At 65.5% G+C, this 25,445-nt stretch carries 21 protein-coding genes; 16 read left to right on the forward strand and 5 right to left on the reverse strand.

The window, feature by feature from the left end; all coding sequences use genetic code 11:
• Nucleotides 1-187: 187 nt before the first annotated feature.
• Complete coding sequence (locus tag ACFFWD_RS39735; protein ID WP_376974845.1) at nt 188-1,555, reverse strand: ABC transporter substrate-binding protein; 1,368 nt, start codon at nt 1,553-1,555, stop codon at nt 188-190.
• Nucleotides 1,556-1,725: 170 nt separating this feature from the next.
• On the opposite strand from ACFFWD_RS39735, the gene ACFFWD_RS39740 reads away from it, so the two are divergent.
• A complete protein-coding gene (locus tag ACFFWD_RS39740) occupies nt 1,726-3,366 on the forward strand; it encodes a flavin-containing monooxygenase (RefSeq protein WP_376974846.1) in 1,641 nt (546 codons plus the stop codon).
• 62 nt (nt 3,367-3,428) lie between these two features.
• The gene (locus ACFFWD_RS39745; protein ID WP_376974847.1) at nt 3,429-3,851 is read left to right on the forward strand and encodes a (R)-mandelonitrile lyase; all 423 of its coding nucleotides are present in this window, start codon (nt 3,429-3,431) and stop codon (nt 3,849-3,851) included.
• Nucleotides 3,852-3,969: 118 nt separating this feature from the next.
• Here the strand turns inward: ACFFWD_RS39745 and ACFFWD_RS39750 are convergent, their stop codons facing one another.
• Complete coding sequence (locus ACFFWD_RS39750; RefSeq protein ID WP_376974848.1) at nt 3,970-5,034, reverse strand: LacI family DNA-binding transcriptional regulator; 1,065 nt, start codon at nt 5,032-5,034, stop codon at nt 3,970-3,972.
• Nucleotides 5,035-5,121: 87 nt separating this feature from the next.
• The gene (locus tag ACFFWD_RS39755; RefSeq protein ID WP_376974849.1) at nt 5,122-6,048 is read right to left on the reverse strand and encodes a GlxA family transcriptional regulator; all 927 of its coding nucleotides are present in this window, start codon (nt 6,046-6,048) and stop codon (nt 5,122-5,124) included.
• Nucleotides 6,049-6,222: 174 nt separating this feature from the next.
• On the opposite strand from ACFFWD_RS39755, the gene ACFFWD_RS39760 reads away from it, so the two are divergent.
• The gene (locus ACFFWD_RS39760; protein ID WP_376974850.1) at nt 6,223-7,053 is read left to right on the forward strand and encodes a dienelactone hydrolase family protein; all 831 of its coding nucleotides are present in this window, start codon (nt 6,223-6,225) and stop codon (nt 7,051-7,053) included.
• Nucleotides 7,054-7,061: 8 nt separating this feature from the next.
• On the opposite strand, the gene ACFFWD_RS39765 is transcribed toward ACFFWD_RS39760, so the two are convergent.
• Nucleotides 7,062-8,654 (reverse strand): ABC transporter substrate-binding protein, encoded by a 1,593-nt coding sequence (locus tag ACFFWD_RS39765; protein WP_376974851.1) that lies wholly within the window; start codon nt 8,652-8,654, stop codon nt 7,062-7,064.
• 248 nt (nt 8,655-8,902) lie between these two features.
• Nucleotides 8,903-10,105: a serine hydrolase domain-containing protein gene (locus ACFFWD_RS39770; RefSeq protein WP_376974852.1), complete on the reverse strand. Its 1,203-nt coding sequence runs from the start codon at nt 10,103-10,105 to the stop codon at nt 8,903-8,905.
• A 265-nt stretch (nt 10,106-10,370) separates the two neighbouring features.
• On the opposite strand from ACFFWD_RS39770, the gene ACFFWD_RS39775 reads away from it, so the two are divergent.
• From ACFFWD_RS39775 to ACFFWD_RS39835, 13 genes are all read left to right on the forward strand, one after another.
• Nucleotides 10,371-11,042: a helix-turn-helix transcriptional regulator gene (locus tag ACFFWD_RS39775; RefSeq protein WP_376974853.1), complete on the forward strand. Its 672-nt coding sequence runs from the start codon at nt 10,371-10,373 to the stop codon at nt 11,040-11,042.
• Nucleotides 11,043-11,189: 147 nt separating this feature from the next.
• Entirely contained in the window at nt 11,190-12,767 is a 1,578-nt protein-coding gene (locus tag ACFFWD_RS39780; protein ID WP_376974854.1) for a gamma-glutamyltransferase family protein, read from the forward strand.
• 90 nt (nt 12,768-12,857) lie between these two features.
• Nucleotides 12,858-13,853 carry a helix-turn-helix domain-containing protein gene (locus ACFFWD_RS39785; protein WP_376974855.1) on the forward strand — a complete coding sequence of 332 codons (996 nt, stop codon included), beginning with the start codon at nt 12,858-12,860 and terminating at the stop codon, nt 13,851-13,853.
• A 154-nt stretch (nt 13,854-14,007) separates the two neighbouring features.
• Nucleotides 14,008-15,009 carry a SphA family protein gene (locus ACFFWD_RS39790; protein ID WP_376974856.1) on the forward strand — a complete coding sequence of 334 codons (1,002 nt, stop codon included), beginning with the start codon at nt 14,008-14,010 and terminating at the stop codon, nt 15,007-15,009.
• 264 nt (nt 15,010-15,273) lie between these two features.
• Nucleotides 15,274-16,938 carry an amidohydrolase gene (locus ACFFWD_RS39795; RefSeq protein ID WP_376974898.1) on the forward strand — a complete coding sequence of 555 codons (1,665 nt, stop codon included), beginning with the start codon at nt 15,274-15,276 and terminating at the stop codon, nt 16,936-16,938.
• The gene (locus tag ACFFWD_RS39800; RefSeq protein ID WP_376974857.1) at nt 16,935-18,026 is read left to right on the forward strand and encodes a CobW family GTP-binding protein; all 1,092 of its coding nucleotides are present in this window, start codon (nt 16,935-16,937) and stop codon (nt 18,024-18,026) included. The genes ACFFWD_RS39795 and ACFFWD_RS39800 overlap by 4 nt, the downstream gene beginning before the upstream one ends.
• A gap of 33 nt (nt 18,027-18,059) precedes the next feature.
• A complete protein-coding gene (locus tag ACFFWD_RS39805) occupies nt 18,060-19,379 on the forward strand; it encodes an ABC transporter substrate-binding protein (protein WP_376974858.1) in 1,320 nt (439 codons plus the stop codon).
• A gap of 1 nt (nt 19,380) precedes the next feature.
• Nucleotides 19,381-20,112 (forward strand): ABC transporter ATP-binding protein, encoded by a 732-nt coding sequence (locus tag ACFFWD_RS39810; protein WP_376974859.1) that lies wholly within the window; start codon nt 19,381-19,383, stop codon nt 20,110-20,112.
• Nucleotides 20,099-20,797, forward strand: a complete 699-nt coding sequence (locus tag ACFFWD_RS39815) for an ABC transporter ATP-binding protein (RefSeq protein ID WP_376974860.1) — start codon at nt 20,099-20,101, stop codon at nt 20,795-20,797. The genes ACFFWD_RS39810 and ACFFWD_RS39815 overlap by 14 nt, the downstream gene beginning before the upstream one ends.
• Nucleotides 20,798-21,039: 242 nt before the next feature.
• Nucleotides 21,040-21,906 carry a branched-chain amino acid ABC transporter permease gene (locus tag ACFFWD_RS39820; protein ID WP_376974861.1) on the forward strand — a complete coding sequence of 289 codons (867 nt, stop codon included), beginning with the start codon at nt 21,040-21,042 and terminating at the stop codon, nt 21,904-21,906.
• A 4-nt stretch (nt 21,907-21,910) separates the two neighbouring features.
• Nucleotides 21,911-22,930 carry a branched-chain amino acid ABC transporter permease gene (locus ACFFWD_RS39825; RefSeq protein WP_376974862.1) on the forward strand — a complete coding sequence of 340 codons (1,020 nt, stop codon included), beginning with the start codon at nt 21,911-21,913 and terminating at the stop codon, nt 22,928-22,930.
• 67 nt (nt 22,931-22,997) lie between these two features.
• Nucleotides 22,998-25,022: a copper amine oxidase gene (locus ACFFWD_RS39830; protein WP_376974863.1), complete on the forward strand. Its 2,025-nt coding sequence runs from the start codon at nt 22,998-23,000 to the stop codon at nt 25,020-25,022.
• Entirely contained in the window at nt 25,019-25,327 is a 309-nt protein-coding gene (locus ACFFWD_RS39835; RefSeq protein ID WP_376974864.1) for a hypothetical protein, read from the forward strand. Before ACFFWD_RS39830 ends, ACFFWD_RS39835 begins: the two co-directional genes overlap by 4 nt.
• Nucleotides 25,328-25,445 lie beyond the last annotated feature (118 nt).

A 25,445-nucleotide genomic window follows, 5' to 3' on the forward strand; every position in this document is an offset into this window, starting at 1 on the left:
ACACGTCTTGCGAGGAGACACCTGCCACTGGGGCGTCAGGACCACACGACTTCACCGTCCGCATCATGCGCACTCGTCAGTTGCGCATTCCGCGTCCACCGCATCCCACACCACGTTCGTGACGATCGCGAGCCGCCCCTCGTGTTGGGTGGGACGGGGGAGTCGTAATGCTGAGTTGGGGTGCGGGTCAAGTAAAATTGCGAAAAGCAGAAATATATCTTCCGGGTATAGGCAGGTCTGCCCGGGGGCCGCACGAGTGCCCGTCTCGTTCATACAAAAGGCCCGCCATCTGCATGGCGGGCTCTGTTGCTCGGAGCGCCGGCCGGTATTCGCTGCCGACCTCGCCGGTGATGATATCGCCGAACAGCTTCCAGCTTTCGCCTTCGAAGCGCATCAACTGCTCCTGCTCGATCGGGCGGAAGTCGGCCGCGCCGGTGTTGATCTTGATGCCGGGCAGGATCATCTTTGGCGCGAAGTTCTTCAGGCTGGCGGCCTGCTTCATGACATTCTCGCGGGTCAGATCGTCGCCGCATTGCCGGAGCGCCTGCGCCAGCGTTTGCGCCACCGCGTAGCCATAGACGTGATTGCCGTTGGTCTTGTCGCTGTCGGGCATGTACTTGTCCATGAAGGCGCGCCATTCCTTGGTCTCGGCATCGTCGTTCCAGGCCGCATCGGTCGGGTCCTTCAGATAGGACACCGAGATGATGCCCTGCGAATGTTCGATGCCGGCGGCGCGCATCACCGAGGCAACCGACGTCGCCGTAGAGGTCAGGAAGAAGGCCGGCTTCCAGCCGAGCTCGGCGACCTTCTTGATGGTCTGCGCCGCGCCCTTCGGTGCCGCCCAGGTGAACAGGATGTCGGCGCCCGAGGCGCGCAGCGCCACGATCTGCGAGTCGAGCGTCGGATCGGTCACCTCGTAGGACTTGTCGGCGACGATCATGCTGCTCGCCTTGTCGCCGAGGCCGTCGCGCAGTCCCTTCAGCGCATCCTTGCCGGCATCGTCGTTCTGCCAGAGCACCGCGATCTTGCCGTCCGGGAACTTGTCGAGGATGTACTTGGCGTAGATGCGGCCCTCGCTCTGGTAGTTCGGCTGCCATCCCATCGTCCAAGGAAAATTCTTCGGGTCGCCGAAGCGCGTTGCGCCCGATGCGATGAAGAGGTGAGGGACCTTCTTGGTGTTGAGGTATTTCTGGATCGCGACGTTGGGCGCGGTGCCGAGCGGCTGGAACACCAAAAGCACCTCGTCGCCTTCGACGAGCTTGCGCGCCTGTTCGACCGATTTCGGCGGCGAGAAGCCGTCGTCATAGGAGATGAAGTTGATCTTGCGTCCGTTGATGCCGCCCTGGTCGTTGATCATGGCGAAGTAGGCCGCCTCGGTCTTGCCGATCGCGCCATAGGCGGAGGCGGGGCCGCTATAGGGCATGATGTTGCCGATCTTGATCTCGGTGTCCGAGACCCCCGGACCATAATTCTTCTGCGCGAGCGCCGGCGACAGCGCGCCGATCATCGCGGCGGCCGCCACACTCCACACGCGAAGACAAAAGCCGTTCAACATCCCTGATCCACTCCCTGCTGTCCGCCTTGAACCGCCGCCCGGCCCGCATGAGGGCCGAGGCGTTGACGGCCGGCGAAGATTATCGTAAGCGCTTCCGGTCTGGAAACGTTTCCAGAATGGCGCGTATTCCAGCGCATGGCAATATTCCTGCGACCCGGAGAGATCTGATCATGACGAAGCTGGAGCAGGCGAAGGCAGCCGATCGGCAGTACGGCCCAAGGCCATCAGTCATGGCCGACTATGATGCTGTCGTGGTCGGCGCCGGCTTCGGCGGGCTCTATGCGATCCATCGCCTGCGCCAGCTCGGCCTGAAGGTGATCGGCCTCGAAGCGGGGGCAGATGTCGGCGGCACCTGGTACTGGAATCGCTATCCGGGCGCGCGCTGCGACGTGCCGAGCCTGTTCTACTCCTACACCTGGTCGCCGGAGTTGCGGCAGGAATGGCGCTGGACCGAGAAATATGCCGCGCAGCCGGAGATCCTACGCTACGCGCAGCATGTCGCCGACCGCTTCGACCTGCGTTCCCTGATCCGGTTCGAGACGCGCGTAACGAGCGCCTGGTGGGACGAGGCGCGCCAGCGCTGGACCGTGCGCACCGACCGCGACGACTGCATCACCGCGTCATACTGCGTGATGGCGACCGGCAACCTCTCGGTCCCCAACAAGCCGAAATTGCCGGGCCTCGACTGCTTCCGCGGCGCGATCTATCACACCGGCCAGTGGCCGCATGACGAGGTCAGTTTTTCGCGGCTGCGGGTCGCGGTCATCGGCACCGGCTCCTCCGGCGTGCAGGCGATCCCGCTGATTGCGAAAGCGGCGAGCCGACTGACCGTGTTTCAGCGCACGCCGAACTACTCGGTCCCGGCGCGCAATGCGCCGCTCTCGGATGCCGACGTCGCGGCGGCGGAGCCGGTGATCGCCAAGTATCGCGAGAGCCTCGAGACGCCGGAATTCGGGCGGGTGCCGTCGAACGCGTTCGAGGCGCCGGTACCGGACAAGCACGTGCAATGGGCACGCTATCAGCAGCTCTGGGATCAGGGCGGCGGCGGCATCCTGACCGCATTCCCGAACATCCTGACCAGCGATGCCGTCAATCACGTCGCCTGCGAGTTCGTGCGCGACAAGATCCGCGGCATCGTCAAGGACAGCAAGACCGCGGAGGCGTTGTCGCCGAAGGATTATCCGCTCGGAGTCAAGCGCATCTGCATCGATACCGATTATTTCGCGACCTACAATCTGCCGCATGTCGAGCTGGTCGATCTTCGCGAGGAGCCGCTCAGGACGGTGACGGAGACCGGCGTCGAGACCGCGACGCGCACCTTCGCGCTGGATGCGCTGGTGCTCGCGACCGGGTATGACGCGATGACCGGCGCGCTCGCCGCCATGGATATTCGCGGCCGCGATGGCACGCGCCTGAAGGACGCCTGGGTGGACGGGCCGAGCACCTATCTCGGCCTGATGGTGTCGGGCTTCCCCAATTTGTTCGTGGTGACCGGGCCTGGCAGCCCGTCCGTGATCGGCAACGTGATCCACGCCTGCGAGAACCATGTCGAGTGGATCACGACCTGCCTTGATGCCATGCGCGCGAAGGGGCTGACCCGCATCGAGCCCGAGCGCAATGCCGAGCGCGCCTGGATGGCGCATGTCGCCGACGCGGCCAGCCGCACGCTCTATCCCAAGGCCAATTCCTGGTACCAGGGCGCCAACATCGCGGGCAAGCCGCGGGTCTTCATGCCCTATGTCGGCCAGGGCTACCGGCACCGCATCGCACAGATCGCGCAGCGCGATTACGAAGGGTTTGTGATGCAGTGAGCCGGCGGTCGGCGGCAATCTGGAACCGTTTCCAGATCTATGGTCAAGCAGAAGGACGACAGATGGAAATCACGCGTTCGGGATCGATCGCGAGCCGGCGCGGCGGCGCCGATTGGTTCAGCGGCACGGTATGGGCCGATGCGATCGTCAACGCGCCGGCGCCGGCGCACGTGCAGGCGGCGCGCGTCACCTTCGAGCCGGGCGCGCGCACCGCATGGCATACGCATCCGCTCGGGCAGACGCTCTATGTCACCGCAGGCGTGGGCTACGTCCAGAGCTGGGGCGGGCCGATCCGCGTGATCCGCCCCGGCGACGTGGTGTGGATTCCGCCGGGCGAGAAGCACTGGCATGGTGCGGCGCCGAAAACCGGCATGAGCCACATCGCGATCCACGAGACGCTCGACGGCGACTATGCGACTTGGATGGAGCACGTCTCCGACGCGCAATACGCGGCGGGACCGCAGGCGGATTGGGAGGGGCATTAGCTCGTCATGCCCGGCCTTGGGCCGGGCATCCACGACTTTCGTCACCGCTTGCAAGCAAGACGTGGATGGCCGGGACAAGCCCGGCCATGACGGATGCAGAGGAGCCAAGCAAAAGACGCTATTTCCGCCCGCGAGCCGGCGGCGCGGCGCAGGAGTGGCGCAGGATGAAGCGCGTCGGCAGATAGATCGGTTCGGCGGGCTTCGCCTTGTCGCCGTCGCGGATCTGCTCCAGCAGCAGCCGCGCGGCGGTGCGGCCGACTTCGTTCATGTCCCAGCTCAGCGCCGAGATCGCAGGCGTCGCATGGCGCGCGAGATCGGTGTCGCCGCTACAAACGATCGAGATGTCCTGCGGATAGCGCAGGCCGTTGCTCGTGATCGCCTCCAGCACCTCCGCCAGCATGCTGGTGCCGAGCGAGATGATCGCGGTCGGCGGCTTTGCCGACTGCAACAACTGGCATACTGAGCTGAACGCGGTGTTGGCGCCCTGCATGTGCGGGCGGATCAAATGCGGATCGACCTCGATCCTCGCTTCCTGATGCGCCTGGCGGTAGCCGGCGAGCCGCTCCGAGCTTGGCAGCACCGCGGCGCTTCCGGTCAAGAGCGCGATGCGGCGGTGGCCGAGGCCGATCAGATAGCGCGTCACCTCCAGCGCACCGCCGCGATGATCGACGCGAACCGAGGCGCTATTGGGCACCTCGCGGTCGACGGCGACGCAGGGCAGGTCGAGCGTCGCCAGGCCCTTCATGAAATCCTTGTGGGAATTGTCGCCGGCGAACAGCAGCAATCCATCCATCTGCCGGCGCCGCACCGCGGACAGGAAGGCCGCCTCGCGTGCCGGCTCGTGCTTGGTCGCGGCCAGCATCAGCAGGAAGCCGGCGCGCTGGAATTCCTCCTCCGCCGCGCTCACCATGCCGGTGTAATGCGGGTTGGAGAAATCGGCCACCATGCATCCGATCGTGTTGGAGGCCCGCGAGCGCAGCGCCTGCGCCGCCGAATCCGGCTCGAAGCCGAGACGCTTGACCGCGCGCATGATGCGGGCGTGCAGCTCGGCACTGGTATAGATGCCGCCATTGAGCGTCCGGCTGACGCTGCTCACCGACACGCCGGCCTCGGCCGCGACGTCACGAATCGTCGGTCGTGTCCGTCGCGTTCGTGTCATTCGTGGTCGGGCCCTGTCGCTCATGTTGCAGCCTCGCTAGACCTAATCAGGCTCTGCTGCGAATCTCAATGATTCTCGCGTGAGGTGTGGCTGATGGCGCCATCAGTCCCGTCACCCGGCGGACCGGAAATGCCGTGGCGAATGCCTGGTGTCGCGCCGGATCAACCGGCGCAGCGTCGACGGCTCGGCATAGCCGACCTCGCGCGCGATCTGCTCGACCGACAGTCGCGTGGTCTCCAGCAGAGACCGTGCCGTCTCGATCCTGATCTGCTGCACGAACTGAATAGGCGAGACGCCGCAGACCGCCTCGAGTCGTCTGGCGAAGGTTCGCGGCGCCAGCGCGGCGGCATCGGCGACGTCCTTGATCGTGAAGTCCCGGCTGATGTTGTTGCGCACCCATTTCTCGGCCTTGGCGACCGTGGCGTCCTGGCCTGCAAGATAGGCGATGGCCATGAACGGCGCCTGGGAGCGCCGTTCATCCAGCAGCAGGTAGTTGGCGCAGCCCTTCGCCACATCCGGGCCGGCGAAGCGCGCGACCACCGCGAGCATCAGGTCCATTTGCGCCATGGCCGCGCCGGCGGTAGCGATCGGCCAGTCGGCGACGACCATCCGCTCGGTCATCAGCTCGACCTTTGGATAGCGTTGCCGAAACAGCGGCGCAAACCACCATGTCGTGGTCGCGCGTTTGCCGTCGAGCAGGCCGGTCTCGGCCAGCAGGAAGCTGCTTGCGCAGGAGGCGGCGAGCGCGGCGCCGTCCGCGAATGCGGCAGCCAGCGCGTCGCGCGCGCGTTGGCAGGCGGGGGTCGCAAGCTTGCGCTCCAGCATCTCGGCCGATGCCGATCCGAGCCCGGGCACGATCACGAGATCGGCGCCGCGGAGACGACCGCCGCGCCGCCGCGGGCCGTAACGCAATGTCGTCACCTCGAAGCGCGTCCGCTTCGTCGCGCCGAGCCGGTTGGCGGTGGCCAGCACGTCGTAGGTGATGGCCGCACTCGACGCCAGGCAGCCGTCGATCTCGACAACGGCAATCTTGGGCATGGCATAAAATCCGCGATTAATGTCATTTTTGACACTAGCAGCCTGGCTGGAAATCGCAATGATCGCGACCAATACGCCGCCCGTTGCTCAGGCTCGGGAGTGTTCACGCGCGCGGGCGTCACGGTCTGCGTGCGGATCGCGCCCGAGCGCCATCCTCGACAAGGAGTACCGCCAATGCCGAACCGCTCGATGACGCAGGACGATCCGCTCGAGGATTTTGGACGCCGTGACATCACGCTCGATGGTGCGAGCAAGCTCGTCTATGTCGGAGGGAGCGGCCCTGCCGTCATCGTGATGACGGAGATGCCAGGCATCAGCCCGCATGTCGCGCGCTTCGCGCGCTGGGTTCGCGATGCCGGCTTCACCGTCTACATGCCGTCGTTGTTCGGCCGGGACGGCGCCGTTGCCAGCGCAGAGGAGGGCGCCGCGGTGTTTCAGCGCGCCTGCGTCAGCGCGGAGTTTCGCGCGATGGCCGCAAACCAGTCCAGTCCCGTGACGCAATGGCTGCGTTCGCTCGCGCGGTTGGCCCACGGCGAATGCGGCGGCCCCGGCGTCGGTGCCATCGGGATGTGTTTCACCGGCAATTTCGCGCTGACGATGATGCTGGAGCCATCGATGCTGGCGCCGGTGCTGTCGCAACCGTCATTGCCGCTGAACGATCCGGCGGGCATCGAGATCGCGCCCGAGGACGTGAAGGCCGTTCGCGAGCGGCTGGAGCGCGAAGACCTCACCGTGCTGGCCTACCGCTTCGCGGGCGACAAGTTCTGCATGGCACAGCGCTTCGCGGCCTATGCCGAGGCGCTGGGCGATCGCTTCGTCGGACGGGTTCTGCCTGACAGCGCGGCGAACCGAAGTGATCTCTCTCCCTTCTTCCAGAACTTTGTGACGACACCGCACAGCGTCGTCACCGCGCATCTGATCGACGGGGCCGGCCAGCCGACGATCGCGGCCCGCGACGAGATCCTCGCCTTCTTCAAACAGCGGTTGTCGACCGCCAGGGGTTGAGCCGCGCGTCAGCCGGTCTTGTCGACGTTCCAGAACAGCGGCACCGGGGCGCGAACGATGTCCTTCAGCGCCTTCCGCGTTCCGGCCGGCTGGTTGTACTGACCGGTCGGAACGTGGGTGACGACGTCATAGGCGCGGCCCTGGATCTTGTCGGCAAGCGCCTTCTGGTCCGCCGGTGCCGCGGCCCTTGCAAAGGTGTCGCGCAACTTTTCGAGCTCGGCGTCCTCGACCCAGCCGAAGAAGCCGCCATTCTTGCCCTTGCCGTTGACGCAGGCATTGCCGATCGGATTGACCAGGTCGGCGCTGGCCCAGGTCGAGTGATAGATCGACCAGCCGCCTTCGGCCGGCGGCGACTGCTTGGCGCGCCGCGCGACCACCGATCCCCAGTCCATGGCCACGAGGTTGACGTTCATGCCGATGCCGCGCAGCGCCTCGGCGGTGACGGTGCCGAGCGCGGTGATGATCGGTGCGTCGGTGGCGTGCAGGATCGTGATCGGCTCGCCCTTGTAGCCGCCCTGCTTCAGGAGCTCCCTGGCCTTTGCCGTGTCCGCCTTGGTCGACCAGCCATTCGTGCTCTCGAACGGCGTGCCGGCGATGAAGATCGCGGGCGTGACTTTATAATAGTCGGGATTGCCGATCTGGGTGTCGAGCCAGTCCTTCTGGTTCACCGCGTGCAGCACGGCCTGGCGGATCTCCGGCCGGTCGAACGGCGGGTAGAGCCAGTTCATCCGGCACATGCCGGAGAAGCCGAGCGTGTTGTAGTCGGTCAGCTCGACATTCTTGGCGCGCGCGAGCATCGGATGATGGTCGTGCGGCGGCACCTCGAAATAGTCGATCTCGTCGTTGATCAGCGCATTGGTTGCGGTCTGGAAGTCCGGCATGCTGAGCCATTCATAGCGGCCGATCTTCACGACCTTGCCGCCGCCGGTGCCGTCGGACGGCTCGTCGCGGGAGACGTAATCCGGGTTCTTCTCATAGGCCGCCTTGGCGCCGGGCTGGAATTCCGAGGTGATGAAGCGGAACGGGCCGGAGCCGAGGTGATCGGTGATGGCCTGGTCGGGCGGCATCGCCGCGATCCGCGCCGGCACGATGAACGGCACGTTGGCGGTCGGCTTGCCGAGCGCTGACAGCACGAATCCGCAAGGCTCCTTCAGCACCATGCGGAAGGTGCGTTCGTCGACCGCCTTCAGCTCGGCGACGAAGTCGAACAGCTTCTGTCCCATCGTGTCGCGCTTGGACCAGCGCTGCAGCGACGGGATCACGTCCGCCGACGTCACCGGAGAGCCGTCGTGGAATTTGAGGCCGGGCCGCAGGCGGAACGAGTAGGTCAGGTTGTCGGACGAGACCTCCCAGGCCTCGACCATCTGCGGCTTGATCTCGAACTTCGAGTTGGTCGAGAACAGCGTGTCGTAGATCATGTGGCCGTGGTTGCGCGCGGTCCACGCCGTCGTCATGATCGGGTCGGTGGCGCGCAGCGGCGCGTGCATCACCGAGATGATCGTCTTTGACGATTGCGCCCGCGCGATGCGCGGCATCGCGAGCCCCAGCGTCGCTCCGGCGCCGATCTTCAGGAGATTGCGCCGATCGATCGAATGCCCCATGACCATGTCTCCTTGTCGCGATGATTCCTGGTTGCTTCACCTCTCCCGCTTGCGGGGGAGGTCGCCGCGCGACGAGCGACGCGAAGCGTCGTCCGGAGCGCGGCGGGTGGGGGCTCTCTCCACAGTACGACTCGCTGTGATACCCCCACCCCAACCCTCCCCCGCAAGCGGGAGAGGGAGCACACCGTCTTTCCGGTCGCCAATTCGACCTAATCTCACCATGCTCTAGTCGCGATCGGCAGCCCGCTTCAGGACTTGCCGCCCAGCCTGTGTGCGATCGCGCGGTAGCCGCGCAGCCACATGTGATCGAGATCGAGGTCCATCGGCAGCGGCTGCGAGGAGACGCGGGTGATGACGGTCTCGTTCGCCGGATCGATGTAGATCCACTGGCCGTGGATGCCGACCGCCGCAAACGGCGTCTCGCCGCGATCGATCGTGTACCATTTGTTGCGGTAATTGCCCTTCGGAAACACTTTCGTCAGCTCGCCGCGCGTCCACGCCTCGGCGTTGCCGTTGTGCCTGATGTCGTCGATCCACCAGGTCGGCACCACCTGCCGGCCGTTGCTGACGCCGTGATTGCGCATCATCTCGCCGAAGCGGGCGAGATCGCGCAAGCTGGCGCAGATGCCGCCGGCGACACGCGCCGCGCCCTGCGAGTCGACCGTGATGTAGGCGTCGTGCGCGGCGCCCATCGGCTGCCAGAGATAGTGCGACAGGATTTTTGCGTAGGACATGCCGCAGGCGCGTTCATAGACCCAGCCCAGCACGTCGGTGTTGGTCGATACATAGTGGAAGGTCTGACCGTGCGGCGTGCCGTCCGGGCGCAGCGTCCTCAGATACTTCCGCAGATGGGTCGGCGGCACGCTTGCATCTACCGGCTCCCAACCCGTGGAGCGGCGATAGTTCATGACGTCGCCGTCGGGCGACATGTAGTCTTCCTCGAAGTGGATGCCGACGCTCATGTCGAGCAAATGACGCACCGTGCAGCGGCCGCCATAGACCGATCCCTCCATCTCCGGGATGTAGCGCGTGACCAGCGCCTCCGGATCGAGCTTGCCGCTGTCAGCAAGGATGCCACCGAGCGTGCCGGCGATCGACTTGCTGACCGAGAAGATCAAATGCGGGGCGTCCGGCGCAAGACCGTGCGTGTACCACTCGTAGACGATCTGGCCGCGATGCGACACCACGATGCCGTCGGTATGGCTGGTGCGCAGTGCGGTGTCGACGCCGACGGTCTCGCCGCGCGGGTTCGCGAAGCAGACATCATCGAGATAGCGTTGCGCGAAGGACAGCGGCGCCGGCGCCGCCGCGCGCGCGATGTTCGCGGTGGGCAACAATTCGCGCACGTTGCGGAAGGCCCATTCGTTGAACGGATGCTGCCGCCAGTTGGCGAGCGTGACTTGTGCCTCTGCGGCCGGCGGGAACGCGGCCATGATGTGTCGTGAATCCATTCCTCTGTCCGATAATCACCTCGTGAGCTGCTACAGATTTTCGCGCCGGTCGCATGGCCGGCAATCCACCGGATGGTGGAGGTTCCACCGCTGGTTACTCCTGCGTAACCGCAGCAAAACTCCTCCAGAACAATTGCTTGGCCCGCAATTTGCTTGACTAAGCGGCGCGTCTGTCCCAGCGTGTTCAGCTGTGAGGCGCGCAGACGTCCGCGATTGGGAAACGTCCACCATCGGAAATCGATCGGGAATCTTGGGAGGGTAGGTCATGATTGCGCTATTGGGCCGACCGGATCCGGCAACCACGCAAGCCATCCAGTTCGCGCGGGGGATTCTCGAGGGCTCCGCGACCGCTTTCTATGAGGTCGACAGCAACCTCAATCTCAACCGCTTTGTGCTCTCCACCGGTGTCCCGGCCGGCTTTCATGATCAGTATCTGGCCGGAATGAACCGGCTCGATCCGCTGCATCCGCGCTCGGCGACCAATCAGCCGATCGCCCGGCTGAGCACAGCCCTCAATCAATGCGCCACTCGCGATGCGGCGACCTACCGCAGCTTCGCCGACCAATGCGGCGTCGCCGACATGATCGAGTTCTTCTTCCGCCGCAACGACCGGATCGTTGCCGGGATGAGCGTGCTGTGGGCGCCGGGCTGCAAGATTCCCGACGGCAGCATGAACATCGCCGAGAAGATCCACGACTATCTCGAGTTCAACCTGACCAGCCGCCTGTCCGGCAGCGACGAGGCTTCGCGCTATGGCTTGACCGCGCGCGAGCTCGAGGTCGTCGAGCTGCTGTGCTGCGGCCGGACCAACCGTGAGATCAGCGAGTGCCTCAACATCGGCCTCGCCACCGTGAAGACGCACCTGATCCACATCTTCGAGAAGCTCGGCGTCGAGACGCGCTCCGCCGTCGTCGCGCTGATGTCGCGGCCGCATTAGGGCTCGCGGCATCACGCATCTGACCCATCCACCGTTCGGTTGATTGCTGCGGCGCACGCGGCGGGTCGAGATTTCAGCTATCGGCGTCGTTTCCGACTGCGTTGGCGAGCGGCTCCCGCTCTGGTCCACAACGCTCGAGGAAACGGCATGCGTGATTTCATGGCCATCGGCCGCTCGGTGGCGGTTGCGGAAAAAGGCATGGCCGCGACCTCGCATCCACAGGCGACGCTCGCCGCGGTCGAGATGCTGAAGGCCGGCGGCAACGCGGTCGACGCCGCGATCGCGGCGGTCGCGGTGCAGGGCGTCGTCGAGCCGCAGATGACCGGGATCGGCGGCGACTGCTTTGCGCTCTATTCGCCAAAGGCCGGCGCGCCGATTGCACTCAACGGCTCGGGACGGACACCCGCCGGCACCGATGTCGGCAAATATGCCGAAAGCGCGCAGCGCGACATTCCGCCGACCGCGCCGGAGGCGGTCACGGTGCCCGGCGCGATCGACGCCTGGTGCCGGCTCGCCGCCGATCACGGCAGCAAATCGCTCGAGGAGATCTTCCAGCCGGCGATCGCGGCGGCCGAGCAGGGTTTTTGCATCACGCCGCGCGTCGCCGAGGATTGGCGACGGTTCCGCGCGCGGATCGAGATCGATCCCAACGCGGCCGCGCAGTTTCTTCCCGGCGGCAAGGCGCCCGAGGTCGGCGACGTCCGCGCGCAGCCGGCGCTCGGCGCGACGCTGCGCAGGATCGCGCGCGAAGGCCGCGCCGCCTTTTATGTCGGCGAGGCGGCCAGCGAGATGGTCGCGATCCTCCGCGCATTGGGCGGCGCCCACACCTCGGATGATTTCGCGGCGCAGACCTCCGACTATGTGACCCCGATCTCCGCGCGGTTCCACGATCACGACGTGGTCGAGTGCCCGCCGAACGGGCAGGGGTTGGCCGCGCTAATGATCCTGCGCACGCTCGCGGGCTTCGACGTTGGTGCGCTCGCGCAGGCCGACCGCATCCATCTGCTGGCCGAGGCGACGAAGGCGGCCTACCGCGCGCGCGATGCGTTCTTCTGCGATCCCGCAACCGGCGCGATCGATCCGGCATCCTTCCTCACCGAGGACTACATCGGCAGGATCCGCGTGCGGATCGACATGGCGCGCGCATCCGACGCCATGACCTGGGACGATATCGAGCATCGCGACACCGTTTACGTGACCGTCGTCGACCGCGACCTCAACGCGATCTCGCTGATCAACTCGTTGTTCTATCCGTTCGGCAGCGGCATCTACGCGCCAAAATCGGGAATCCTCCTGCACAATCGCGGCTGGAGCTTCCGCGCGAGGCCCGGCCATCCCAACTCGCTCGAGCCGTGCAAGCGCCCGATGCACACGATCATTCCGGGCATGCTGCGCAAGGACGGCAAGACCGTGATGCCGTTCGGCGTGATGGGCGGACATTATCAGGCAGCCGGCCACGCCAATTTGCTGTCCAACATCTTCGACATGAAGATGAACATCCAGGCCGCCGCCGAGGCGCCGCGCTCCTTTGCCTTCGACGGCGTGCTGTCGCTGGAGACGACGATCGCGCCTGCGATCCGCGACGATCTTCGCGCACGCGGCCATGATGCGCGGTTCTCGCAAGAGCCGATCGGCGGCTGCCAGGCGATCCGCATCGATCATGCGCGCGGCGTCCTGCTCGGCGCCTCCGATCATCGCAAGGATGGTTTGGCGCTCGGTTTCTAAGGACAAACCAGGTTACCTCGACGCTATCGTTCCAACGGTTGATTGCTACCGCCTTGCCCGCTCGCCAAGCTCGATGCCGGGGAGCGCTTCATGGGGGGCAGACGCGGCGCGGTCGAAAGGACCGGCGTGTCGATCGTCGAGTCGGTCGATGCGAACGAGTATGCCGGCTGCCTGCGCGGCTGGAACATGCGGATGGACCAGGTGTCGTCGGGCCCCTTTGCCGGACGCCTGGTGATGATCAGGCTCGGCGGCCTTGAGATCGTCCGCGAGACGACGACGCAGGCCCTGCTCAAGCAAGGCTCGGCCTGGTCCGATGCGCTCGTCTTCAGCCTGCCGCTCGCGGTCTCCAATCCCGGATATTACAACGGCCGTCCGCTGGCGTTTCCACATCTCCTGCTCAGCGACGGCGCAAACCTGCTGCCGCTACTGACATCCACGCGGGTCGATGTGGTGTCGATTGCGGTCTCTCGTGATCGGCTGTCGTCATGCCTCGAAACGCTCGGCGAGCCGCGCGCGGCCGACTTCATCGCCGGCCTTCGCGATCAGCAGCACGCCTTCAGCGGATTGCATCACGGGCTGACCGGCCTTCAGCACGGCCTCCGCCAGATCTGCGACTATGGCCAGCGATTGGGACCGGCGCTCGCATTCGAACACGTGCGCCGTTCGCTTCAGGACACGGTCGTCGATGCGCTGGCCGGAATCCTGTCGGAGCACGCCTGGACCGACATCCGCGGCTGCACGGCGCAAACGGTCGATCGCATCCGCGAATATGTGTTCGAGCGGGTCGAGGACCCGCCGCGAATCGCCGAGCTCTGCCGTCATGTCGGCGTCAGCCGCCGGACGCTGCAGGATTGCTTCCAGGATGCGCTCGGGCTGACGCCGCTGCAGTATCTGCGCATGCTTCGGCTGAACGCGGTGCGCCGTGAGCTCGGCGCGCTTGCCGCGACGGGACAACCGGTCTCGATCGGCGACGTTGCGGCACGGTGGGGCTTCTGGCACTGGAGTCGCTTCGCCGAAAATTATCGGCAACTGTTTGGCGAGCTGCCCTCGCGCACCGTGCAGCGTGTGGCATCTGCCTCACGCTAGGATTTTTCACAGCGCGAATTGCACTTTTGCCGATTCCGGATAACGCCGGCTGAATACCCCTTTCTAGATTTCGCCCGCTCTGCACGACGCCGCACGCGATCGATCGTCGATCGACCGCGGCGCGATGCAGCGATCCTGGGGACAAGGGGGCTACATGACGATCAATCGAACAATTGCCGTTGCCGCGCTGGTGGTGGCGAGTGCGGGCGCAACATCGGCCAATGCCTACGAGTTTGGGTCTCCCGGCTGGGCACAGAAGCCGGGCATCACTCTGGGCGGAGGCACGGCCGGCACGCCGCCGCCGGGGCTTTACAGCTTCAACCAGGTCTTCACCTATCAAGCCAACATCGTCGGTCCGGGCGCGCCGAATGTCGGCGGCAGGGCAACACCGGTGCACGCCGCCGTCGAAGCATCGGGTCTCTTGTGGGTGCCGGGCTGGACCTTCCTCGGCGCGACCTACAACGCGGTCATCGTGCAGCCCTGGATCATGGCCGATGTCGGCGGGCCGATTAACGTCCAGCAGGCCGGCATGCACAACACCTTCATCGTGCCGGCGGAGTTGAGCTGGAAGCTCGGCGACAGCGGTTTCTTCGTCAAGACAGGCCTCGGCATGTATGTGCCGAACGGGTCGATCAGCGGACCGGCCGGATTGAACAATGTCGGCAATCCCTGGTGGACCTTGCAGCCTGAACTGGTCGTGTCCTACCTGAAGGACGGCTGGAATCTCACGGCCAATCTGTATCATGAGATGAACACCAAGAACTCGATCACGGGCTATCGATCGGGCGACGTCTTCCACGCCGAGTTCACCGCGGCCAAGACGATCGGCAATTGGACCTTCGGGCCGATCGCCTATTACGTCGGCCAGGTGACCGGCGACACCTCGAGCGCGTTCTATAACGGCGCGATCAACGTCAACCGCCACAACATCTGGGCCGGTGGCGGCCTGGTCGGCTACAATTTCGGACCGGCCGCACTGACGGTCTGGGCGACGCATGAGTTCTCCTCGAACGCCTCCGGTGGCACTGCCGGCCCGCCCGGGATCGACACCGCCTCCATCACCAAGGGCTACTCGGTGTTCGCCAATCTGAGTTTCCGGCTGTGGGCGCCGGACGAGCCGGCGACGCCGCCCAAGCGTCCGATGTTCCACAAGTAGCGGGGGCTACGGCGCAAGCCGCCGCTCGGCCGGTGCAGGGGAATCGCGACGACGTCGCGGTTCCCTGACGCGCGCCTGCCTGCCGGGTCGCGGCGGTGTGACACTGCATCCACCGGATGGTGGATTGTTCCCAAACGCGACATGCCGAACGTTTTGGCCAAGATGCCGACCTGTCTGTTCGCGGATGTGCGGCGTCCGTTGCGTGCCGATCGGCGGGAGACGCCCGTCCCGTCGACACGCTTTCAACCGGGAAGTTAGATGCCTATGGACAAGACCTACGCCGACGCGGTGTTTCGCAACGGCCGGATCTACACGTCGAACCGGCGGCAGCCATGGGCTGCGAGCGCCGCCGTCAAGGCGGGCCGCTTCATCGCCGTCGGCGAGGAGCGTGACATCGCGCCGCTGATCGGCGACGGCACCGTCGCAATCGATCTCGGCGGACGGATGGCGATGCCGGGGATCGTCGACATCCACAATCATATCATGATGGGCGGGCAGGCCGATCTCTACGAGCTGCGCTTCGCATCCAGCGACAGCATTCCGAAGATCGCCGAGACCCTGCACAAGGCCGCGTCGGCAGCGGCGCCCGGCGCCTGGATCGTCGGCGGTCAGTTCGGCAACAACCTGCTCAACGAGCTCAACACCGCCGAGTCCTGCGCGCTGCTCGATGCCGCGAGCCTCGGCCATCCCGTCGTGCTGCGCGACGACACCTATCATAACCGCTGGGCCAGTTCGGCGGCACTGCGGCTCGCCGGCGTGAACGCCGATTCGCCCAACCCGACCGACGGCGAGATCGGCCGCGACCTCAAGACCGGCACGCTCACCGGCGTGATGATCGAGGCGGCATCGGGGCTCGTCGAACGGGCGCTTGCGGCCTCCGGCCACTACACCGCGGAGATGGATCGCGCCGCCGTTGCGCGCTCGATCTCGGTCTTGAACGCCTATGGCGTCACCGCCTTCATCGACGCTGCCAGCATGGAGCCGATCATGGCGGCGCTGAAGGGGCTCGACGATCGCGGCGAGCTCACCGCCTGGGCGGTCTGCGCGATGCCGGTGGTCGAGCCGGGCTTCATGTTCGGCAAGGCGGGCGAGGAGCTGTTTGCGCTGCGCGAGCACTATCGCGGCGCCCATGTGAAGCCCGATTACGTCAAGGTGTTCCTCGATGGTGTGCCCGGCGCGAAGACCGCGGCATTCCATGAGCCCTACCTTGCCGATGCCGTGCGCGGCTGCTGCTTCCGCGGCTCGACCATGCTGACCGTGCCGGAATTGATCCGCTGGCTCGGCCGCTGCGAGAAGCTCGGGCTCGCCGCCAAGATCCATTGCGCCGGCGACGCCGCGGTGACGCAGGCGCTCGATGCGATCGACGTCGTGCGCAGCTTCAACGGTCCGACCAACCTGGTCCACCAGATCGCGCATGCGAGCTACATCACGCCGGACGACGTTCCACGCTTCGCCGAGCTCGGTGTCGCGGCGGATCTGTCGCCGATCATCTGGTACCCGACCATCTTCCTCGAGGCGCACAAGGCCGCAATGGGCGACGAGCGCGCCCAGCGCTTCTGGCCGAACAAGGACCTGAAGGCCGCGGGCGCGCTGATGGCCGGCGGCTCGGACTGGCCTGTCATCCCGATCCCCGATCCCTGGCAGGGCATCGAGGGCATGGTGACGCGGCAAAATCCGACCGGCGATTTCCCCGGCAAGTCGCTGTGGGCCGAGCAGGCGCTCGACCTCTCGACCGTGATCGACATCTACACGATCGACGCCGCGCACGCCGCCGGGCTCGAGCAGACCACCGGCTCGATCGAGGTCGGCAAATCGGCCGACCTGATCGTGCTCGACCAGATGATCTTCGATATTCCCACCGACCAGCTTGCCGACACGCGGGTCGAGATGACCTACTTCGCCGGCCGCAAGGTGTACGAGCGGGGATGACGATGGGCGCGGTGGCGGACCATATCCCGGTCACGGTTCTCACCGGCTTCCTCGGCAGCGGGAAGACCACGGTGCTGAACCATCTGCTGCGCCAGCCTGCGCTTGGCGGCGTCGTCGCCATCATCAATGAATTCGGCGAGGTGGCATTGGATCATCTCCTCGTCGAGAGCAGCGAGGATCGGCTGGCGCTGCTCGACAATGGCTGCATCTGCTGCTCGGTGCGCGAGGATCTGATCGAGACGTTGACCGATCTCGCCGCGCGCCGCGCCACGGGCACGATCCCGCCGTTCCACCGCGTGCTGGTCGAGACCACCGGCCTCGCCGATCCGGTTCCGGTGCTGCATACGCTGATTACCGCGCCCGATATCGTCGGCCGCTACCGGATCGACGGCGTGGTTGCGACCGTTGATGCGGTCAACGGCGCGCATACGCTTGATGTGCATCCGGAGGCCGCGAGGCAAATCGCCGTCGCCGACCGGCTGCTGGTGACCAAGACTGACCTTGCTGACGATGATGCGCTGGCGCGGCTCGAGGCGCGGCTTGCCGCGATCAACCCGGTTGCGGCGAGGTGCCAGGTCCGCAACGGCGTGGTCGATCCGGCCGGGATGCTGGACGCCGGACTGTTCGATCCGGCGGCAAGGTCGACTGACGTCGTGCGCTGGTTCGAAATGGCCTCGCAAGCCGCGAATGACCATCACGCCCATCATCATTGCGACGGGGAGGCGTGCGGGCATCACAGCCACCATGCGCATGATGAGGGCGTCTCGTCCTACAGCCTTGTTATCGACGAGCCGATCCGCCGCGACGCGTTTGCGCGCTGGCTCGACTATGTGGCGGCGCTGAAGGGCGAGGACCTGCTGCGCTTCAAGGCCATCGTGAATGTCGCCGAACAGCCTGATGTGCCGGTCGTGGTGCACGGCGTGCAGCACGTCTTCCATCCGCCGATTACGCTCGACGGCTGGCCGTCGGCGGACCGCCGCTCACGGCTCGTCTTCATCGTGCGCGGCATCCCGCGCGACATCATCGAAAACACATTGTGCAAGTTCGCAGCCGTCAGCCGCACGGCAATCCAGCGATCCGCAGCATAAGCGGCGATTTTCATCAAGGTCAGGGAGAGGGACATGACTGATAAGACAAACTCGAAATCGCCATCCACAGGCCGGCTCAACCGGCGTACGCTTCTGAAAGCTGCCGGCGCCTCCGGTCTTGCCGCCGCGACGAATTTTCCGCTGGTGAACATCGCGAGCGCGGCCAGCAACACCATCAAGATCGGCTGGGTCGGCTGCCTGTCCGGGGTCCGTGCGCCGTTCGCCGAGCCGGACACCTGGATCCACGAGCGGATCAAGGCCCGCCTGAAGGATGGGCTGAAGATCGGCGGCAAGACCTACCAGGTCGAGTTCGTCTTCAAGGACAACCAGTCCGATCCGAACCGCTCGTCGGTGGTCGCCAGCGAGCTGGTGCTGCGCGAAAAGTGCGACCTGATCCTGATCGAGGACGGCGACGCGCAGGCCCCGGTGCAGGAGCTCTCCGACGCCCGCGGCATTCCCTCGATCTCGACAATGGTGCCGTGGCAGGGCTGGATGTTCCCGCGCAAGGGCACGCCGGACAAGGGCTTCCCCTACAGCTTTCATTTCTTCTGGGGCGCTGACGACGTCGTGAAGAATTTCATGGGCATGTGGCAGTCGGTCGACACCAACAAGAAGGTCGGCACCCTCTATATCGACAACCCCGCGGGTCAGGCCTTCTCCGATCCGAAGGTCGGCCTGCCCGGCGGCATCACGCAGGCCGGCTACAAGGAGTTCTCGGCAGGCAAGTTCCAGATCGCGACCGACGACTTCACCAATCAGGTCTCCGCGTTCAAGAACAACGGTGTCGATATCGTCTCCGGCTTCACCTACGGCAATCACTGGGTGACGCTCTGGAACCAGGCGGCGCAGGCCGGCTTCCGGCCGCAGATCTGTACTGTGGCGGCGGCCTTCCTGTTCCCGAGTGCGGTGAACGCGCTCGGCGATCGCGGCGACGGCATGTCGACCGAGGTGTGGTGGACGCCGGCCTATCCGTTCAAGTCGTCGTTGACCGGCCAGAGCGCCGGCGAGCTCGCTGCCGAATGGGAGAAGACCACCAGCAAGCAGTGGACCCAGCCGATCGGCTACGCCCACGCCTTGTGGGAGGTTGCGCTCGCGGCGCTGCAGAAGAGCGATCCGAAGGACAAGAACTCGCTGCGCGATGCGATCGCGGGTCTCGACATGGAGACGGTGGTCGGGCAGGTCAAGTTCAAGGACAGCCCGATCAAGAGCGTTGCCGTGACCTCGCTGGCGGGCGGACAGTGGCGCAAGACCAAGAGCGGCAAGTCGAAATACGAGCTCCTGATCGTGCATAACGGCACCGCGCCGTTCATTCCGAAGCAGGCCGATCTCCAGTTGCTCTCCAAGCTGAGCTGAGATGGCACCGCTTCTGCGCGTCAATGGCTTGCGCAAGCGCTTCGGCGAAATCGTCGTCGCCGACGACGTCAGCTTCGAGCTAGCGCGCGGAGAGTGCCTCGGCGTGATCGGCCCCAACGGGGCCGGCAAGAGCTCGCTGCTCAACCTGATCGTCGGCCTTCTCACGGCCGACGACGGGTCGATCATGCTCGACGGCGAGGAGATCACCGGCTTGCCGCCGTATCGCCGCGCGCGCAAGGGCCTTGGCCGAGCGTTCCAGATTCCGCAGCCGTTCCCGCATCTGTCGGTTTATGAGAATGCGCTCGTTGCCGCGTCCTACGGCGCCGGGCTGCATGGCGACGCCGCGTCAAGCTGGACGATGGAGGTGTTGCAGCGCACCGGGCTCGAGGCCAAGGCGGACAAGCTGGCGGGCGCGTTGCCGCTGATCGACCGCAAGCGGCTGGAATTCGCCAAGGCGCTGGCCTCCAAGCCGGCGCTGATCCTGCTCGATGAAATCGCCGCCGGCCTCACCGAGCCGGAGGTCGAGCGCCTCGTCGCGATCATCCAGTCGGTCAAGGCCGATCATGCGATGATCTGGATCGAGCATATTGCGCACGCGCTGCGCGCGGTGTCCGATCGCATCCTGGTGCTCGACTTCGGCCGCAAGGTCCTGGAAGGGCCGCCGGCCGAGGTCATGGACAGCGCCGTGGTGCGCGAAATCTACATGGGGCTGAAGGCCGATGGCGTTGCTTGACGTAAGTGGCCTGCAGATCTTCTACGGCGATCTCCAGGCCGTGTTCGACATGAACTTCACGGTCGGAGACGGCGAGGCGGTGGCGCTGGTCGGCGCCAACGGCGCCGGCAAGTCGACCTTCCTTAAGGCGCTCGTCGGGCTGAACGAGGAGCGGTCGGGAGCGATCCATTTCGACGGCGCCGACATCTCGCGCATGCCGGCGGAGCAGGTGTCGCGGCTCGGGCTGATCATGATCCCCGAGGGACGGTTACTATTCGACTCGCTGACCGTCGAGGAGAATCTCTTGATGGGCACGGTCAACCGGCGTTCCGGAAGCTGGACGCTGCGGCGGGTGTTCGACCTGTTCCCGATCCTTGCAGAACGGCGGCGGATGAATCCCGGGCAGCTCTCCGGCGGCCAGCAGCAGATGGCTGCGATCGGCCGCGCGCTGATGTCGAACCCCAGGCTTCTGCTTTGCGACGAGATCTCGCTCGGGCTCGCGCCCGTCATGGTCGAGCAGATCTATCGCTCATTTGCCGACATCCGCGGCGAGGGGACCGCTGTCGTGCTGGTGGAACAGGACGTCAAGCGCGCGCTCGCGGCATCCGAGCGCATCTATTGCCTCTTGAAGGGGCGGGTGTCGTTGACCGGGTCGGCGCGCGACATGCAGCCGGAAGCACTCACGCATGCCTATTTCGGCAACTGAAGCATGATGATTTATGTTTGAATCGAGCTGGCCGCAGACTTGTTCCACCTCTCCCGCGTGCGGGGGAGGTCGCATCGCATCAAAGATGCGATGCGGGTGGGGGCTCTCTCCACGATGTGACTCGCGGAGTGAGCCCCCACCCCAACCCTCGCCCGCACGCGGGAGAGGGGGCGCAATTCCTTCGCGGCCGCAATTCGACTCGATTTCATCAAGCCATAACATCTGCAATCGGACCTTTGGATATGATCTGGGTTGAGACGTTGATCAACGGGGCCCTGCTGGGTGGGCTCTACGGCCTGCTCGGCATCGGCCTTGCGCTGGTGTTCGGCGTGATGCGGGTCGTCAACATCGCGCATGGCGAGTTCATGGTGCTGAGCGCGTTCTTCGCGGTGCTGCTTGCCGCGCTTTTTCCGTCGGTGCCGCCGCTGTTGATGCTGATCCCGGTGATCGCCGTGTCCTTCCTCGTCGGATGGGTCTACCAGGCGGTGATCGTCAACCGCGTCGCCAAGTCGCCCGATCCGCTGGCGCCGTTGCTGCTGACCTTCGGCGTCTCAGTGATCCTGCGCAATGTGATGGTCGAGGTGTTCGGCGCCGACGTGCGCAGCCTTCAGGTCGGCGAATTGTCGCGCGCAAGCCTCGAGGTCGCCGGCATCAACATTGGCATCATGCCGCTGCTCACGCTGGTGCTCGCCGTCGTGCTGTTCGTGGCGCTGCAACTCATCCTGCAGCGCACCGAGTTCGGCCGCATCGTGCGCGCGACGGCCGACCGCCGCGATATCGTCCGGCTGTCCGGCGTCAAGCCGGACCGTGTCTACAATTATGTCATGGGGTTGTCGCTCGCGCTCGGCGCGATCGCCGGCGTGCTGCTGGCGGTGCGCTCGAGCTTCACGCCGTTCTCGGGCGCCGAGCGGCTCCTGATCGCCTTCGAGGTGGTTGTGCTCGGCGGGCTCGGCTCGTTCTGGGGCGCGCTGCTCGGCGGCATCGCGCTCGGCATGGCACAGCTGATCGGGCTGAAGATCGATCCCAATGCCGGGCTGCTTTATGCGCACCTGTTGTTCTTCATCATGTTGCTGATCAGGCCGTCAGGTCTCGTCTCGAGCAAGGCATAACCCGATGCCGACACGGACAATTCTGATAGCCTGTGCCGTCGTCCTGGTCGCGGCCATCACTGGCGCGCCCTTTGTGCTCAACGAGGGCTTCCTGCGGCTCGCGACCGAGTGCCTGCTGCTGCTCACGATGGCGCAGATGTGGAACCTGCTGGCGGGCTATGCCGGGCTGGTGTCGCTCGGTCACCAGGTCTTCATCGCCTTCGGCGCCTATGCGCTGTTCCTGACGTCGGGCTGGCTCGAGGTCACCCCGTTCTGGGTGCTGCCGGTGGCGCCGCTGGTCGCAGCGGCCGTCGCCGCCATCATCGCCTTTCCGCTGTTCCGGCTGCGTGATGCCTATTTCTCGATCGCGATGTGGGTGTTCGCGGAGATCATCGGTGCGTTCGCAATGAAATCGCAAGCCGTCGGCGGCACCTCGGGGATGCCGCTGGCGACCAGCAAACTGATCGATTTCGACTGGTTCGAGCCGACCATGTTCTGGCTCGCGGGCGCGCTGACGCTCGGGACCATCGCGGCGCTGTACAAGCTGATGACCTCGAGCTTCGGCCTCGGGCTGATGAGTGTGCGCGACAACGACCTGGCCGCGATGAGCGTCGGCGTCGACGTCCGGCACAACCGCTTCGTCGCCTTCGTGCTCTCGGCTGCGGGATGTGGGCTGGCGGGCGCACTCAGCTTCCTGGGCAATCTCTTCATCGCGCCGCTCGCGGCCTTCGACGTCAACTGGTCCGTCTACATGATGTTCATCGTGATCATCGGCGGTATCGGAACACTGGAAGGCCCGATCCTCGGTGTCATCATCTTCTTCGGCCTGCGCGAGCTGATGACGGGACCCCTGGATCTCTCCGGCGGCTGGTACCTGGTCGGGCTCGGGGTCATCGCAGTCGTCGTGATGATGGTGGCTCCGCGGGGGATCTGGCCGGTGCTGCGCGACCGCATCGGCGTCCGCCTGCTCGACGTGCACCGCGCCGCGCCGCGCCCGGCCGACGAGGTCGTCGTGCCGAAGATAACGGAGCGGACCGCAGGGTGAGCAGGGGCTTCATGCCGCCGCCTTTGCGAGTATGCTCTGCGACAGCAGCTTTGAAGAGGAGAGCGGAATGGCAACGATATCGCTGACATCCTGGGGCCGTGGACGGGCGCTGACCGGTCTGGCCGCAGCAATGGTCGCCATCGCCTCGCCGACGCATGCCGAGACCCGGGTCGCGCCGCAGGCGACCGCGACGCATCCGATGGATGCGCTGACGGCGGACGAAATCCGCACCGTCATGGACGTGCTTCGCAGTGCCGGCAAGGTCGACACAGCCGCGCGGATCGTTTCGATCACGCTCGATGAGAATGCCAAGGACGAGGTGCGTGCCTGGCGGGCCGGGCAGCCATTCGCACGGCGGGCGGCCGCGACGATCCTTTCCAACAGCAATCTCTATGAAGCAAAAATCGACCTCGGCGGCCGCAGTCTTGCCGGCTGGGATGAGATCAAGGACCGACAATCGGCGCTGATCATCGACGAGCTGATGTCTGCCGGCGAGCTGCCGAAGCAGGATCAGCGGTGGGTGGCCGCGATGAACAAGCGCGGCATCACCGATTTTGCCAACGTCATGTGCCTTCCGCTGACCGTCGGCCCGGTCGCGGACCCCGCGCTCAAGGGCCACCGTCTGCTCAACGTTCCCTGCGTCGACACCACCGGCGCCGGCAACAATCTATGGGGCAGGCCGATCGAGAACCTGATGGCGCAGGTCGACCTCACCGCCAGGACGGTACTGTCGGTCACCGATCTCGGCGTGGTGCCGCCGCCCGCGCCGACGCCGTCGCATGCCTATGCCGATTCCGGAAAATATCGCGCCGCGCCGAAGCCGGTCGAGATCGGCGCGCCGCAGGGCTCCAACGTGGCGGTGGAGGGCGGGCAGGTCCGCTGGGACAACTGGTCGTTCCACGTCCGGCTCGAGCCGCGCGTCGGCGCGGTGTTGTCGCTGATCCGCTACGACGACCACGGCACCGCGCGCGACATCGCCTACCAGCTCTCGGCGAGCGAGATGTTCGTGCCTTACATGGACCCTGCTCAGACCTGGCAGTTCCGCGCCTACATGGACATCGGCGAATACGGCTTCGGCGTGCTGTCGAGCGAGCTGCGTCCCGGCGAGGATTGTCCCGCCAGCGCGCATTTCCTTGATCTCACGATCTCGGACACCAAGGGCGGGCCAATCGTCTCCAAGGGCGCGGTGTGCATCTTCGAGCGGCCGACCGGCGATCCGATCTGGCGCCACAGCGAGCTGATCAACAACACCGCCGAGGTGCGACCGAACAACGAGCTCGTCGTGCGCATGGCGCCCGTCGTCGGCAATTACGACTATCTCGTCGACTATGTGTTCGATCGCGCCGGGAATATCGATGTCCGGCTCGGCGCCTACGGCATCGACGCCACCAAGGGTGTTGCGAGCCGCAGCCTGAGCGACCCGACCGCGGCGGACGATACCGCCTACGGCACGCTGATCAGTGAGCGGCTGCTCGCGGTCAATCACGATCACTACATGACCTTCCGGATCGACATGGATGTCGACGGCACCGGAAACCGGTTGGTCGAGGATCGCTTCAGCGTTCGCAAATTGACCGGCGAAGGGCAGCGCAAGAGCCTCTGGCAGGTCGAGACAAAGCCGGTTGCGACCGAGGGGCCGGTTACGACGCCCTTGAATGCCGCCCAGTTCAGGATCGAGAGCACCGGCAAGACCAACAAGCAGGGGTATCGTACCAGCTATCAATTGATGCCCGGCCATTCCGACGTGTCGCTGCTCGCCAAGGACGATCCGATCCAGCTCCGCGCCGGCTTTGCCGCCTACACGCTGTGGGCCTCGGCCTATGCCAAGGACGAGAGATACGCCGCCGGCCTCTATCCCAACGAAAACCCTGACGTCGACGGCCTGCCGAAATGGACGGCCGCCAAGCGCGCAATCGAGGATCGCGATCTCGTCGTCTGGTACACGGTCGGCTTCCGCCATGTGCCGCGCGCCGAGGATTGGCCTGTGATGCCCGGCCTCTGGCATGGCTTCCGCCTGCGCCCGTTCAATTTCTTCGATCGCAATCCGGCGCTCGACGTGCCGCCGGCGGTCGATGCCAGGGCCGGGAAATGATCCGCCGCCGGCATCGCCTGGGCGCGGCCGCCGTTGCGCTGCTGTCGTTGCTGGCCGCACAGCTGACCCGCGGTACTGCGGCGTCGCGTGATGTCACAGGCGACGATACGTCCTTGCTCTATCTGAGCCCGGCGGATTGGGAGCAGCAGCCTCCGCCGCGCAAGGTTGCGCTGGCGGCCGATTTCATGCGGATCTTCTGCACGGACCAGACGATGTCGCCGGCGACGCTGGCCGACTGCCTCGACAAGGACAAGGCCAATGGCGCGCTGTTCGAGCGCGCCATTGCCTGTGCGAGTGGGCGATGATTTTCTGCGTGTAGCCCTATCCCCGTCATTGCGAGCGAAGCGAAGCAATCCATAGTGCGGCAGGTGCAGCTATGGATTGCTTCGTCGCTATCGCTCCTCGCAATGACGAGGATGCTGC

Source organism: Bradyrhizobium erythrophlei (assembly GCF_042430365.1).
Lineage (GTDB): Bacteria > Pseudomonadota > Alphaproteobacteria > Rhizobiales > Xanthobacteraceae > Bradyrhizobium > Bradyrhizobium erythrophlei.